The organism is Synechococcus sp. CS-197 (genome assembly GCF_025128215.1).
Lineage (GTDB): Bacteria > Cyanobacteriota > Cyanobacteriia > PCC-6307 > Cyanobiaceae > Synechococcus_C.
The window spans coordinates 146628-160923 of the sequence record NZ_JAHLZC010000016.1 but is presented as its reverse complement, the minus strand read 5'-3'; the positions used below and the strand labels follow the sequence as shown (position 1 = coordinate 160923).

Sequence of the window (14296 nt, the reverse complement as noted above, 5' to 3'; positions counted from 1 at the left end):
GCGATGGAGGCAGTCAGCTCAGCGCCTGAGCAGGGATCACTTCGGAATAGTTGGAGAAGCCAGTGGCCACAGCCACATAGGCCTTCTGGAGACGGGCACCGTCTTGGAGGCGGGCCGCTTCATCGAGATCGGCCATGGCTTCTTTCAGGTCAGCGGCCAGGGCATTGGCCTGGTCGCGATCCTGGGGAAGCAGGCGCTGGTTGATGTACAGCATTTCGCGACCCACTTCCTGCATGGGGCCGTGGATCAAGTTGCGGGTGAACGTCCAGTCCCGCTGATTCACGAGTTGGGCCAATTCTGGGAGGCGCTTTTTGGCTGCAGTGAATCCTTCAACTTGGCGACGGATCACAGCCATGTCGTCGGGGCTAATGGTGGCAGGCTTGGCGTTGGCGCCGCCATCGCAAGCGGCCAGGCCGAAGCAGAGAGCAAGACAGAGGCAGAACGCAGCAAGGCGACGCAGGGCGCTCAGCATGGCGAGAACAATTAAGTGCTGCGACTTTAACTGCGCTTTACAGTGAAATAGTTCGTAGTCGTTATGAGTTCGCTTATGAGGGTTGCATCGGTCCCTCTCGCCTCCGTGCGACGCCCGCTTCAGCGTTTCTTGGATGAAGCCAAGGTGGAAGCGCTGATGACCTCGATTGCCCACGAGGGTTTGCGCGAACCGATCGATCTCCTCGAGGTGAAGGGTCAGCTCTGGGGGTTCAACGGCTGTCACCGGGTCGCTGCCCATGAACGCCTCGGTCTCCCCACGATCCGGGCCAGGATCCGCCAGGCCACACCCCGGGATCTCAACCTGCACCTGCGCTGAGTTGCAGAGCGCTTTCGGGCGCAGAATCAGGGTGTGTTTTGGTCGTTTGTGTGTCATCCGCCTCGGTCATCCTGCAGCTGATCTGTCCTGATCGCCCGGCACTCGTGAGCGATATCGCTGGCTGGGTGGCCGCGAACGGCGGCAACATTCGCCACGCCGACCACCACACCGATGCGGGAGCTGGATTGTTTCTCAGCCGGATCGAGTGGGATCTGCAGGGTTTCGGTTTACCCAGGGAGGCCATCCCAGTGGCGGTGAAGGCTCTGGCGGAGCGTCTTGGTGGTGATGCCCAGGTGCATTTTTCCGATGACCATCCCCGGGTTGCCATCCTGGTGAGCAAGCAGAGCCATTGCTTGCTCGATCTGCTTTGGCGGGCCCGCAGCGGAGAGCTGCCCATGCAGGTTCCTTTGGTGATCAGCAACCATCCCGATTTGGAACCCTATTGCGCTGATTTCGGAGTGCCGTTCGTTTGCGTTCCCGTGACCACAGGAAAGAAGGCTGAAGCGGAGGCCACCATCCTCGAGTTGTTGGACGAACACCAGGTTGATCTGGCTGTGCTCGCCAAGTACATGCAGGTGTTGAGTGGGGGTTTTCTGGAGCGTTTTTCCGAGGTGATCAACATTCACCATTCGTTCTTGCCGGCTTTCAAGGGTGCGCAGCCTTATCACCGGGCCTGGGAGCGCGGAGTGAAGCTGATCGGTGCTACAGCGCACTACGTCACCGAGGAACTGGATGACGGCCCGATCATTGAGCAAACAATCGCCACCGTGAGTCACCGCGATGAGGTGGAGGATCTGATTCGAAAAGGGCGTGACACGGAAAGGCTGGCCCTGGCCCGTGCCTTGCGTCTCCACCTCCGTCGTCAGGTGATGGTGTATCGCGGACGCACGGCTGTGTTCGCATGACCCGTTTCCTGCCCATGGTCGCGGCCTGGCTGGATGGAGAGGCTGGTCCGTGCGCATCCACCTGGGGATGGCGCTGCTTCCAGCTCGGATTGTTCTTTCTGCCCTCCAGTGCCCTGCTGGCTGGTCTTCTTTTGTTTCCCGCTCTGATCCTGGGAAGTGTGGGTCGGGAGCGTCCGTTTTGGCGTGACCCCTGGAATGCCCCTCTGCTGCTGGCTGCAGTGTTCATGGTGGTTGGTTGTGTGCAGTCGTATTCCGGGCCGTTGGCCTGGGCTGGCTTGGCCAACTGGATTCCCTTTTTCTGGGGCTTCTGGGGATTTCAGCCCTATGTGGCTCTGGCCTCGTCGCGTCGGCGCAGCAGCCTCTGGCTTGTGGCCGGCACTGTTCCGGTGGTCGTGACCGGTTTGGGCCAGCTCTGGCTGGGTTGGCAGGGTCCCTGGCAGATGTTCGGGGGCCTGATCATCTGGTTCATGTCCGCCGGCGGCCGTCCTGAAGGACGTTTGTCGGGACTGTTTGACTACGCCAACATCGCTTCGGCCTGGTTGGCCATGGTCTGGCCGCTGATGCTGGCGGCGTTGGTGCAGCCTGGTCTCAACCGCATGCGCCGGGGGGTGGTGCTGACCATGGCTGCGGCTGTGGTGCTGTCGCTGGTGCTGACCGAGTCGCGCAATGGCTGGGGAGCGCTGGTGCTTGCTGTTCCCCTGGTGCTCGGTCCCCCGAGCTGGCCCTGGCTCCTGCCCCTGCTGGGGTTGGCTCTGTTGCCCGTGCTGGTGGCCGTTGTTCCCGGTGTGCCTCCCCTGCTCCAGGATCCGGCGCGCACGCTCGTTCCCGAGGGGATCTGGGCCCGTCTCAGCGATACGCAGTACGCCAGCCAGCGGGCCCTGGCGTCCACACGGCTCAGCCAGTGGGGACTCGCCCTGCAGTTGATTGCGGAACGCCCCTGGTTTGGCTGGGGTGCCGCGGCCTTCTCAGTGATCTATCCCCTGAGAGCGGGCAAGTGGCACGGCCATGCCCACAATCTCCCTTTGGAACTGGCCATCAGCCATGGCCTGCCTGCGGCCGTGTTGGTGGTGGCTTTGGTGCTGCTGTTGCTGGTGGTGAGCCTGCGCCGTGGTCCTCTGGCTTTGTTTGATCGATCTTGGTGGACCGCTGCCCTGGTGCTCACGGTTCTGCATGCCACAGATCTGCCGTTCTTCGACAGCCGTCTGAACATCGCCGGCTGGATTCTGCTTGCGGGTTTGCGGGCATCGTTCAGTCCACGGGTTCAGCCGGCTCAGCACGCAGCGCCTGTTGCTGGTGCTTGAGCAGGGTGTCCTGGGGTAGGGGTCCCTGCAGATGCTCCCAGGGCAGCACCGTGTCGTCCGGCCAGGTTTCGTGAACCACCTGCTCCCAGGCTGGCGGCAGAGGTAAGGCCACACCGGCGCTGCTGGCCGCGGGCAGCTCCCCAGCCCGAGCCGCTCGGTAGGCCTTCTTCCAACCGCCAAGACTCTCCTGCGTTCCGCGGACGGCCACGATCACAGACGCCAGTCGACGATCACTTCGTGACAGCAGCGCCTGGATCACGCTCCAGCCATAACTCTCGGGCCGCAAGTCGATGCCTTTCGGTTTCAGCCGTTTGCCGAGGCGTTTCAAGCGTTTGTCGGCTTCCGGCCGCACCCCTTGCCATTGGAACGGGGTGTGAGCCTTGGGAACGAACGTGCTCACCCCGAGGGTGAAACGCAGCCCTGGTGTGGCTTTCTTGAGTTGCAGCAGCAGATCGGCGGTAGCTTCCACGTCCTCCTCCTCTTCGCTGGGGAGTCCCACCATTCCGTAGAGCTTCAGGGCACTGAGACCACCCTGCTTGGCATGGCGTGCAGCGGCGTTGATCTCTTCGCTGCTCAACTTTTTGTTCACGACGCGGCGCATCCGTTCACTGCCGCTTTCGATTGCGATGGTCAGCGATTTGCTGCCCCGACTGGCGAGGCTGGCGGCCAGGGCGGGGGTCACGGTGGCCGCTCGCACGGAGCTCACGCTCACGCGAACGTCATCGAAGCGATCGCTGCCGAGCCAGGTGAGCAGATCAGTGAACTGTGGATGCTGGGTGACGGATGCACCCAGCAGTCCCAAACGACGGGTCGCCTTGAGGCCCCGTTCCACCGCAGGAATCAGCCCGTCATCCAGGGATGGAGTCCGGAAGGGAAGGGTGAGATAGCTGGCCAGGCAGAAGCGACAGAGTTCAGGGCAGCTGCGCACCACTTCCACCATGTGGATGTCAGGCCATGCGGCATCGGGAGTGATCACCGTGGAGTGGCTGAGGGTGTTGCCGCGCCAGGTCTGCTTGGTCACGGTGGCGGGAAGATCGGCTTCGATCGGCTTGGTCGACTGCAGCGTTCCCTCGGCATCGAAGTCAGGGGCGTAGAGCGCCGGCACATAGATGCCGGGAACCTTGGCCAGGTGCCGCAGACGCACAGCCCTTGGCGCGTTGCGCACCGCCTGCAGGGCGTCGATGAAGGCTGGAAGAAGATCCTCCCCATCCCCCAGCAGGATCACATCGAAAAACGGCGCCAGGGGTTCAGGGTTCGCGGTCAACACAGGCCCCCCTCCGAACACGATCGGGTCAGCGTCCGTTCGCTGTTCGCTCCAGATCGGGATGCGCTGGTCTTCGAGCAGATCCAGCAACACAGGACCATCCAGTTCCCAGCTCAGGGACAGACCGAACAGATCGCAGTGGCGGTGCGGGGGATCACCCTGATCGGTGAACAGCCTGCGCACATCCAGATCAGACCGTGAAGCCAACGTGGCCCAGACGATCTGGTAGCCAAGGCTGGTGATTCCCACCGTGTACGTGCTGGGGAATGCCAGGACCGTGCGCAGGGCACCGGGTTCCGGAACGGCCGGATCGAACAGCAGCGTTTCCTGATTCAGGGGTCTTGACCGAGGTTGGGATTGTTCTTCTCTGGTGGCGGTGGCGGTGTGAAGGCCCGCCGGCGGATCGAGCCGCCCCAGGCGTGATGGATGCCGCCGTGACGCTGACGGCGCGCTTCCCGGTGATCTTCGTCTTTCAGTTCCATGCCCAACTGGCGCTCGTAAATCGAGCGTTCATCAAACAACCTGGCCACCAGAAAACTGGCCAGACAAGCCACCAAGATTGGTTTGAGGATGAGCAGGTCCTTTGTGAGTGCGAAGGCCAGAAACATGGCCGTGATCGGAGTGCGCGAACAGCTGGCCACGAAGGCCCCCATGCCCGCGAACACGTAGGTGCTGGGAACATGCCCCGTGAGCGCTTCAACCCAATAGCCGCAGGCCAGTCCGATCGCTCCGCCAAGGGTGAGCATCGGGAAAAACAGGCCTCCAGGAGCACCCGACGCTGCGGCCAGACCGGTGCTGAAAAAGAGCACGGTGAAGGTTCCGAGCGCCATCGGGATGTCGGCCTTGCCGTCGGCGATTAGATGTTGCAGTCCCTCCAGGTTGTGGAACTCTTCAGGAAGGAAGGCATAAACGCTGCCGAGCACCGCACCGCTGAGCACCATGCGCAACACCAGCCGATCGCTAAACCAGGCATCCCCCTTGCGCTGCATGGCCAGCACATAGCGGCAATAGAGCTCCGCCAGCAGGCCCACCACCACCCCGAGCCCGATCAGATAGCCCAGATCGATCGGCAGGAAACTCACGATCGGTGTGTATTCCCGCTCCAGCTGGAACCCCTGGGTTGCATCGAGACCGCCTGCACTGGGACTGAGCCCGGCCAGCCCGAGCACATCGGCAAAGGCATCGGCCCAGAAGGTGGTCACGATCACCAGGAGCAACACAACGGGCCTGGCGGAGTGCAGCAGCTCCTCAACGGCGTACACAAACCCACCGATCGGTGCACTGAACACGGCGGCGATTCCGGCACCGCCGCCGGCGGCCACGATCACCCGCCGGAAGGCCACAGGAGCCCTCAGCCAGCGCGCCATCTGCCAGGCAACAGACCCCCCCATCTGCACGGAGGGCCCCTCGGGGCCCAGGGGGAAGCCGCTGCCGATGGCCACGATTCCTGCCACCAGTTTCACCAGGCCCACCTGCAGCCCCATGGGAACGGGCCGGTGCTTGAGGAAGCCCATGATGTGGGTGATTCCTGATCCGCCAGCGGCAGGCGCCAGGCAGGTGACGAGGAGGCCTGAAACCAATCCACCCAGGGCCCCGAGCCCTGGCAGCACCGCCCAGGCGGGCAGATCGGCCAGGAGTTCGAGGCGCCATGTCCCCAGAGTCTTGATGCCTGCCTTGAACAGCACCCCTGTCAGGGCGGCCCCGAGCCCGGTGAACATCAGGGCGAGGACCACCACCCACCAGCGCCGTTCCAGCAGGCGGCGGATGCTGCGGCTGGAGCCGAGTTGGTGGCGTCGTTGTTTCAGTTCACTTAGAACGGACATGGCAGTGCTGATCCGGGTCAGGACCCAGCCAGCACTTCAGCTTCATCGTCCGCGCTGATGGTTCGGCCCTGATCCTCGAATCCGGCGATCTGGTCGAAGTTGAGGTAACGGTAGAGCTCATCGGAGAGCGGATCGATCTTTTCAGCCGCGATGCTGCGGTACTCCTGGGGGGTGGGGATCCGGCCCAGCTGGGCACACACCGCCGCCAGTTCGGCGCTGCCCAGATACACCTGAGCACCTTTGCCGAGACGGTTGTTGAAGTTGCGGGTGCTGGTGGAGAACACGGTGGTGTTGTCCTCCACCCGTGCCTGGTTGCCCATGCAGAGGGAGCAACCTGGCATCTCCATCCGCGAGCCAGCAGCCTCGAAGGTGGCGTAGTAACCCTCGGCTTTGAGGGTGTCCTCGTCCATGCGGGTGGGGGGACACACCCAGAGGCGGGCCTGATTTTGGCCGGCGCCTTCCAGCACCTTGGCTGCGGCGCGGTAGTGGCCGATGTTGGTCATGCAGGAGCCGATGAACACCTCCTGCACTGGATCGCCGGCCACCTCGCTCAAGAGCTTCACGTTGTCGGGATCGTTGGGGCAGGCCACCACTGGTTCGGTGAGCTCGTCGAGGTTGATCTCCAGCACCTCGGCGTACTCCGCATCGCCATCCGCGCTGAGGAGCTGTGGATTGGCAAGCCAGGCCTCCATCTCCTTGATGCGCCGGGCCAGGGTGCTGGCATCGCTGTAGCCGCGGGCGATCATGTTCTTGAGCAACGCCACGTTGCTGCGCAAATACTCACTCACGGTTGCTTCCGAGAGCTTGATCGTGCAGCCGGCGCAGGAGCGCTCGGCGCTGGCGTCGGTGAGTTCGAAGGCCTGCTCGAGCTTGAGGTCGGGAAGACCTTCGATCTCCATGATCCGGCCGTTGAACAGATTCTTCTTGTTGGCCTTCTCCACGGTGAGCAGCCCGCGTTGAATCGCCACCCAGGGAATCGCATTCACCACATCGCGCAGGGTCACACCCGGTTGCAGGGAGCCGCTGAAGCGCACCAGCACCGATTCCGGCATGTCCAGGGGCATGGCGCCGATGGCCGCGGCGAACGCCACCAGGCCTGAGCCGGCGGGGAAGGAAATGCCCAGAGGGAAGCGGGTATGACTGTCACCGCCGGTGCCCACGGTGTCGGGCAACAGCATGCGATTGAGCCAGCTGTGGATGATGCCGTCACCGGGGCGGAGGGCTACACCGCCGCGTTGGGCGAAGAAATCAGGCAGCTCTTTCTGGGTCTCCAGGTCCACCGGTTTGGGGTAAGCGGCGGTGTGGCAGAAGCTCTGCATCACCAGGTCGGAGGAGAAGCCGAGGCAGGCCAGCTCCTTCATCTCATCCCGGGTCATGGGTCCGGTGGTGTCCTGGGAGCCAACGGTGGTCATCAGCGGCTCGCAGCTGGTGCCCGGGCGCACACCGGGCAGGCCGCAGGCCTTGCCCACCATCTTCTGGGCGAGGGTGAAGCCCTTGCCGGTGTCGGCCGGTGCCGAGGGGCGGATGAACAGTTCAGAGGGTGCGAGGCCGAGTTTGGCGCGCACTTTGTCGGTGAGGGCCCGGCCGATCATCAGGGGGATGCGGCCACCGGCCCGTACCTCGTCACTGATGGTGCTGGGCTTGAGCGCGAACCGGCTCACCACCTCACCGTCCCGTTCGATCGTGCCGGCATGGGGCCGGATGGTGATCACATCACCGGTGTTGAGCACGGTGACATCGCATTCGATCGGCAGGGCGCCGGAGTCTTCCGCGGTGTTGAAAAAGATCGGTGCGATCTTGCCGCCCAGGATCACGCCACCGCCCCGCTTGTTGGGGACATGGGGAATGTCATCGCCGGTGTGCCACAGCACGGAGTTGATGGCGCTTTTCCTGGAGCTGCCGGTGCCCACCACATCGCCCACGTAGGCCACGGGGTGGCCTTTCTCTTTGAGGGCTGCGATCGTTTTCAGGCCATCCGGATCGCGGGTCTCCAGCATCGCCAACGCGTGCAGAGGGATGTCTGGCCGGGTGGTGGCGTGGGTAGCGGGTGAGAGGTCGTCGGTGTTGGTTTCCCCTTCCACCTTGAACACGGTCACCGTGATCGTGTCGGCCAGCGCCGGCTTCGAGGTGAACCATTCGGCAGCCGCCCAGCTGTCCACCACTTGCTTGGCAAAGCGGTTGCTGGTGGCCAGCTCCATCACTTCGTTGAAAGCGTCGTACACCAGCAGGGTCCGGCTTAGTCCTTCAGCGGCGCAGCCAGCCAGCTCCACGTCGTTGTGCTGGAGCAGCTCGATCAGAGCTGCCACGTTGTAACCGCCCACCATCGTTGCCAGCAGGCGGGTGGCCTCCAGCGGTGACACCAGAGGACTGCTGGTTTGCCCCTGGGCGATGGCGCTGAGCCATGTGGCCTTCACGTAAGCCGCTTCGTCGACGCCCGGGGGAATGCGTTCACTCAGCAGGTGCATGAGCTCCTGCTCTTCACCCGAAGGCGGAGTCTCCAACAGTTCCGTGAGTGCCTTGGTCTGGGTGGCGCTCAGCGCAAGCGGCGGAATTCCCAGGGCCAAACGTTCGGCAGCGTTCTCTCGGTAGGCGCTCAGCATCGAATCAGCACGGGAACGGACTTGCAGGCCATTCTCCTGCGTCACGGTTCCGTTCCGGAAGCCGGCGGGATTCCTGGGTTTGCGTAACCTGCCACCAGGTAGTTCTTTGGCGATGACCACCACACACGATCTGCATGTGGTGGAGACCAGGCCCCTGGTTCCTCCTGCATTGCTGCATGGAGACCTGCCCATTGATGCCCGGGCAACGGAGACTGTGGCGACGTCGCGCAGTCGGATTCAGGCCATCATGAGAGGCCTGGACCGGCGGCTGCTGGTGATCGTTGGTCCCTGCTCCGTCCATGATGTGGATGCAGCGAGGGAGTACGCCCGCCGACTGGCTCCCTTGCGTGAACGGCATGCCTCGGAGCTCGAGGTTGTGATGCGCGTTTACTTCGAGAAGCCGCGCACCACGGTGGGTTGGAAGGGTCTGATCAATGATCCGAATCTTGACGGCTCCTACGACATCAACACGGGGTTGCGCATGGCGCGCTCGTTATTGCTTGATTTGGCGAGGGAAGGAATGCCTTGTGCCACAGAGCTGCTTGATCCTGTGGTTCCTCAGTACATCGCCGATCTGATCAGCTGGACCGCGATCGGCGCCCGCACCACCGAAAGCCAGACGCACCGCGAAATGGCGTCAGGCTTGTCGATGCCGATTGGCTACAAAAACAGCACCGATGGCAGTGCCACGATTGCCATCAATGCCATGCAGGCTGCGTCCAAACCCCATCACTTTCTGGGGATCAATCGCGAGGGGCATGCCTCGATCGTGAGCACCACTGGCAATCCGGATGGTCATCTCGTGCTGCGTGGGGGAAATCGAGGAACGAATTACCACCTCGAGGCGATTCAGGAGGCCGCTCAAGAATTGAAAGCAGCGGGACTGCCCGATCGCTTGATGGTGGATTGCAGCCATGGCAACTCCAACAAAGACTTCCGCCGTCAAGGGGAGGTGTTGAAGGCTGTCGCCGCCCAAGTGGAGCAGGGTTCAGCGCATGTGATGGGTGTGATGCTGGAAAGCCATCTTGTTGAGGGCAACCAAAAGATCAGTACGGATCAATCAGCGCTGACCTACGGCCAAAGCGTCACCGACGCTTGCATCAGTCTTGAGACGACAGCTGAGCTGCTGGAAGGTTTGGCTGATTCGCTGACAAAGGTTGGCACTCGCCCTGGGTGAGTGCCAATTCTTTGACAACTTTGAGCTTGAAATTGAGCTTGTTGATGTTTAGTTCATCGTGAACTTTTCATAGGCTCAATTGAATTAATTGTGGGCAACTTCACCCTGAAGCTGTTCGGCATGTTTGGGATTCGCATCCTTGGTTTTGGAGATTTGATGCGCCTGTACGAACTGGAGCGGGACACCGGGCTCTGGATTCAGGGGTTTCGTCCGCTTCAGCTCGATGCTCTGCTCGATTGGTCTGGCGGCGTTGCCGATCAGCAGCGATGGGATCTCGATGCCTTGCATCAGCAGGTGATGCACTTCTGGGTTGATCAAGCCGGTGAGATTCAGACCTGGCAGATCAGGCTGCGTTCTTTGCCGTGTGATCAGTGCCTTGTTGCCGCCCTCGGCAGCAGCCGTGACTGGTGCCTGCATTGGGAACGGTTGTTGCGTGTTTAAGAGATCATCCACGACCAACTCAAGCCCACAGCGATCGGCACGCTGAGGTTGTCGATGCCCCATCGACTCAGTTGTTCGAGGCCAACGGCGAGAGCACACACGAGCAGGATGCGGATCGGCTGCAGTGAGCTGTGACTGACCAGCACAAGCGTGGTCAGTACAGCAGCTGTAACCAGAGCCATGGTGAGTGTTCCAGCGACCGATTTGCGTTGTTGCCAAAAGCTCCAGGTGGGTGAGGGGATTCCTCGTCCAATCAAGCCTGCTAATCCGTCTCCCAGAGCCATCACCAGCACCCCGGCAGAGGCGGCGATGGCTTGCTCAGGCCAGAACAGAGTGAGAAGAAGCGTGATGGCAAGCCCATACGCCACCGTTCCGTAGCTGTGCCGGTCGATATCCTCAACAGCTGGGAGTAATCGCCAGCGATGATTGATGGCGGTGATGAGGGTGACAGACAGTGCGGCTGGTACAGCCACCCATCCCGGAAGTTGCAACCACCAGGCCAGTGGCACCACGGGTCCGGTACCGATATGAACAATTTTGCGGCTGAGTTCCTTCTGCTCCGGCAGGACTCGTCGGCACAGCACCGCTGCTGAGAGAACCAGAGCCATCCAAGCTCCAACCACCAGCAGCGACAGCACCAAGGGATCAGGCAGCCTGTTGCTGATCGGTCATGGAGCGCAACTTCAGAATCGCTTTCGCTTCCAGTTGCCTGACGCGTTCGCGGGAAACATTGATCTGACGACCAATTTCAGCCAGGGTGAGCGGCTCGGCACCATCCAGTCCGAAGCGCAGGCGAAGAATCTTCTGTTCCCGATCGTTGAGCTGGGACAGCCAACCTCCGAGATGTTCTTTCTGAATGCTGCGATCCATGCCTTCCATCGGCTCATCACCGTTGGGGTCTGGAATCAATTCACCGAGTGTGCTGCGATCTTCTTCGCCTCGGGCGTGGGCATCGAGGGATGCGCAGGGAGCGCTCTGTGAGATCAGTTCTTCAAGATCGCGCGGCTCGATCCCCATCGCGTTGGCGAGCTCGAGGCGATTGGGTTGACGACCGAAGCGATGGGACAGCTCCCTGGTGATGCGACGCATCTTCGAGAGCTTTTCGCTGATGTGAATCGGCAGGCGAATGGTGCGGGCACTGTTGTCGATGGCCCGGGTCATTCCCTGACGAATCCACCAATAGGCATACGTCGAAAATTTGTAGCCCATGGCAGGGTCAAATTTGTCGACCGCTCTCTCCAGGCCGATGGCTCCTTCCTGGACGAGATCCAGCAATTCCAGTCCCTGGTTCTGATATTTTTTGGCAACGCTCACCACCAGGCGGAGGTTGGCCGCCATCATCCGATCGCGGGCCCGTTTGCCCATGCGGATGCGATGACGCTGCCGTGGGGTGCGTTCGCCTTCTGGAACGTCCAACAGCTCTTTCATGGCCTGCACATGGTGGGCAAGCTCAATTTCTTCTGCGGCTGTCAGCAGGGGCACGCGGCCAATGCTGCTGAGGTAATAGCCGATGGAGTCGGTGGAAAGTCGACCGGTTTGGCGACTCGCACGACTCGATGCAGATCGCGTACGCGATCCAGAACTGCGCGGACTTGTTGCCGGCAATACAGGTTCCACAGCTGAAGCTTTGGAGGCCTCAGCCTTGGACTCCAGAGGGATCCCCATCACCCTGGCCTCCGAGATTAGATTTGCGCGCAATTTAGCACTCGTTCAAGGGAGTGACCTCGACAAATCGAAAGTCTTTCCGTAGCTGTTAATGAATCCTGATGGATTGGATGAGGAATCACTAAAAGTGAAGTTTTAACCGGCTTTTTGTTACCGATTGCACTGAATTTTGCTCACTCATTGTGAGCGGGAACACCTTTTTTCCAGGTGTCAATGAGTTGCAGCTGAGAGTTTCGTTCCGTGCCATCGGGATGACGCTGTGTGAAATCGCCAGTGCTCTGCATGTCAAAGGCGCCGCGGTTGTCATCCAGGTAAACCTGCAGCAGTCGTTCGAGCTGTTCGCGCAGCGTTGTCTCTTCCACCGGAGTCACTGCTTCCACGCGTCGGTCAAGGTTGCGGGGCATCCAGTCCGCACTGCCGATGTACACCTCAGGGTTGCCGCCATTGCCGAACCAGAAGATGCGCGAGTGCTCGAGGAACCGCCCGATGATGCTCACCACTCGAATCGACTCACTGAGCCCTTTGCGGCCTGGGTAAAGGCAGCACATTCCTCGGATGATCAGTTCGATCGTGACTCCAGCCTGCGAGGCTTCATAGAGCAGGGCAATGATTCCAGGGTCGACGAGGGAGTTCATCTTGGCTCGGATGTGGCCTCCCCGGCCCTGCTGGGCATGCTCGATTTCCCGTCGGATCAGATTTTCCATTCCCTTGCGCAGGGACACGGGCGCCACCAGAAGCTTGCGGAACCCCTGTTGTTTGGAGAAACCCGTGAGGTAATTGAACAGCTCCACGAGGTCTTGGCCGAGTTCAGGCCGCGCTGAAAGTAGGCCAAGGTCGGTATAAAGCCGTGAGGTTTTGGAGTTGTAGTTACCGGTGCCGATGTGCACGTAGCTACGCAGTCGCTCTTTCTCCTTGCGCACCACCAGAACAATTTTGGTGTGGGTCTTCAGACCGAGAACGCCATAGACAACATGCACGCCGGAACGCTCCAGGTGCTTGGCCCATTGAATGTTGTTGTCTTCATCGAAGCGGGCCTTGAGTTCCACCAGGGCCATCACCTGTTTGCCATTCTCAGCGGCACGGATTAAGGCGGCGATGATCGGTGAATCTTTCGAGGTGCGATAGAGGGTCATCTTGATGCCCATCACCAGGGGATCATCGGCGGCCTGGTTGATGAATTCCTCCACGGATGTGGAGAAGAGATCGTAGGGATGGTGCAGCAGAACGTCGCGGCGCCGCACCACCGAGAAGATGCTTTCGAACTCCTCTTCTTTGAGGGAACCGTCCTCCAACATGCTGCGCTGCGCACGCCCGAGGATGGCGGGTGTCAGTCCTGAATGGCTGTCATCCTTGAGTTGCGGCAGGGGAATTCCCATCAGGCCGAAGAGGTCGTCCAGTCCGAGGGGACCATCGACTCTGTAGAGATCCTCCTCTTCGACCGACATGCCCTCCATCAGCATCTCCACCACGTCCTGGGGCATTTCATCGGCAACCTCCAGGCGCACGACTTCACCGCCCATCCGGCGTTTGCGCAAGCCCTGCTCGATGGCGATCATGAGGTCATCGGCCTCGAGATCCCTCAATTCCAGGTCCGCATCGCGGGTGACTCGGAAGAAATAGTGCCCTTCGATGGACATGCCAGGGAAGAGCAGGTCCAGGTTGAACGCCACCACCTGCTCCAGAGGAACAGCGGTGTGAATTGGTTCACAGTCTCCGCCGGCAAGATCGGTGGGAATGGTGACGAAGCGGGGCAGGATCTTCTGGGGAACCTTCACGCGGGCGAGTTGGCGTTGGCCGCTTTGGGGGTCGTGGATCAGAGCTGCCACATTCAGGCTCAGATTGCTCACGAACGGGAAGGGGTGAGCTGGATCAACAGCAAGGGGTGTGAGAACAGGAAAGATCGCTGTCTGGAAGTAGTTATCAACCCAAAGTCGCTGGCGCTCGTTGAGCTGTTCGTAATCCAGCAGATGGGCGCCGTGGCCTTGAAGTTGGCTCTTCAGGCGGGAGCGGTAATGCTCCTGTTGCTTGTGCAGCAGTGGGGTGAGGTGCTCGCGAATCGCATGCAGCTGCTCGATCGGTGTGCGTCCGTCCTCGCTGAGCTTTTCGATGCCGGCTTCAACCTGGGCCTTCAGGGAGGCCACCCTCACCATGAAGAATTCATCGAGGTTGTTGCTGAAAATGGCGCTGAACTTTGCCTGCTCCAGCAGCGGAGTGCGCTCGTCTAGGGCTTGAACAAGAACCCTTTCGTTGAAAGCGATCCAGCTGAGCTCCCGGTTGATGTAGAGATCGGGAGCAAGAACTTTGTCACTCAT

Annotated in this window: 12 protein-coding genes; 5 read left to right on the top strand and 7 right to left on the bottom strand. The window is 61.1% G+C overall.

Annotated features, from left to right (window positions below; genetic code table 11):
- Nucleotides 1–13: 13 nt before the first annotated feature.
- On the bottom strand, nt 14–472 hold the full coding sequence (psbQ, locus tag KQ296_RS06735) for a photosystem II protein PsbQ (protein ID WP_011934396.1): 459 nt from the start codon (nt 470–472) through the stop codon (nt 14–16).
- Nucleotides 473–535: 63 nt separating this feature from the next.
- Here psbQ and KQ296_RS06730 point away from each other — a divergent pair, with 63 nt between their 5' ends.
- Genes KQ296_RS06730 through KQ296_RS06720 form a run of 3 tightly spaced genes read left to right on the top strand, consistent with a single transcriptional unit; the run spans nt 536 to nt 3014 of the window.
- Nucleotides 536–808: a sulfiredoxin gene (locus tag KQ296_RS06730; RefSeq protein WP_399240650.1), complete on the top strand. Its 273-nt coding sequence runs from the start codon at nt 536–538 to the stop codon at nt 806–808.
- Nucleotides 809–858: 50 nt separating this feature from the next.
- Nucleotides 859–1713, top strand: a complete 855-nt coding sequence (gene purU, locus KQ296_RS06725) for a formyltetrahydrofolate deformylase (protein ID WP_011934394.1) — start codon at nt 859–861, stop codon at nt 1711–1713.
- Nucleotides 1710–3014: an O-antigen ligase gene (locus KQ296_RS06720; protein ID WP_011934393.1), complete on the top strand. Its 1305-nt coding sequence runs from the start codon at nt 1710–1712 to the stop codon at nt 3012–3014. Before purU ends, KQ296_RS06720 begins: the two co-directional genes overlap by 4 nt.
- Here the strand turns inward: KQ296_RS06720 and KQ296_RS06715 are convergent.
- The 3 genes from KQ296_RS06715 to acnB all read right to left on the bottom strand — a co-directional run bounded on the left by KQ296_RS06715 (nt 2962) and on the right by acnB (nt 8701).
- Nucleotides 2962–4527 (bottom strand): radical SAM protein, encoded by a 1566-nt coding sequence (locus tag KQ296_RS06715; protein WP_011934392.1) that lies wholly within the window; start codon nt 4525–4527, stop codon nt 2962–2964. The two genes, KQ296_RS06720 and KQ296_RS06715, sit on opposite strands and share 53 nt — an antisense overlap.
- An 83-nt stretch (nt 4528–4610) precedes the next feature.
- Complete coding sequence (locus KQ296_RS06710; protein ID WP_011934391.1) at nt 4611–6101, bottom strand: ClC family H(+)/Cl(-) exchange transporter; 1491 nt, start codon at nt 6099–6101, stop codon at nt 4611–4613.
- Between the two features lie 17 nt (nt 6102–6118).
- On the bottom strand, nt 6119–8701 hold the full coding sequence (acnB, locus tag KQ296_RS06705; RefSeq protein WP_011934390.1) for a bifunctional aconitate hydratase 2/2-methylisocitrate dehydratase: 2583 nt from the start codon (nt 8699–8701) through the stop codon (nt 6119–6121).
- Nucleotides 8702–8813: 112 nt separating this feature from the next.
- Between acnB and KQ296_RS06700 the strand changes: the two genes are divergently transcribed.
- Nucleotides 8814–9878 (top strand): 3-deoxy-7-phosphoheptulonate synthase, encoded by a 1065-nt coding sequence (locus tag KQ296_RS06700; RefSeq protein WP_041429006.1) that lies wholly within the window; start codon nt 8814–8816, stop codon nt 9876–9878.
- A gap of 90 nt (nt 9879–9968) precedes the next feature.
- Nucleotides 9969–10319 (top strand): hypothetical protein, encoded by a 351-nt coding sequence (locus KQ296_RS06695; protein ID WP_011934388.1) that lies wholly within the window; start codon nt 9969–9971, stop codon nt 10317–10319.
- Here the strand turns inward: KQ296_RS06695 and KQ296_RS06690 are convergent.
- The 3 genes from KQ296_RS06690 to ppk1 form a co-directional block, all read right to left on the bottom strand.
- A complete protein-coding gene (locus KQ296_RS06690) occupies nt 10316–10960 on the bottom strand; it encodes a diacylglycerol/polyprenol kinase family protein (RefSeq protein WP_011934387.1) in 645 nt (214 codons plus the stop codon). The genes KQ296_RS06695 and KQ296_RS06690 overlap by 4 nt on opposite strands.
- A 4-nt stretch (nt 10961–10964) precedes the next feature.
- A complete protein-coding gene (locus KQ296_RS06685; RefSeq protein ID WP_011934386.1) occupies nt 10965–11984 on the bottom strand; it encodes an RpoD/SigA family RNA polymerase sigma factor in 1020 nt (339 codons plus the stop codon).
- A gap of 173 nt (nt 11985–12157) precedes the next feature.
- Nucleotides 12158–14296, bottom strand: coding sequence for a polyphosphate kinase 1 (gene ppk1 / locus KQ296_RS06680; protein WP_011934385.1), 2139 nt, complete (start codon nt 14294–14296; stop codon nt 12158–12160).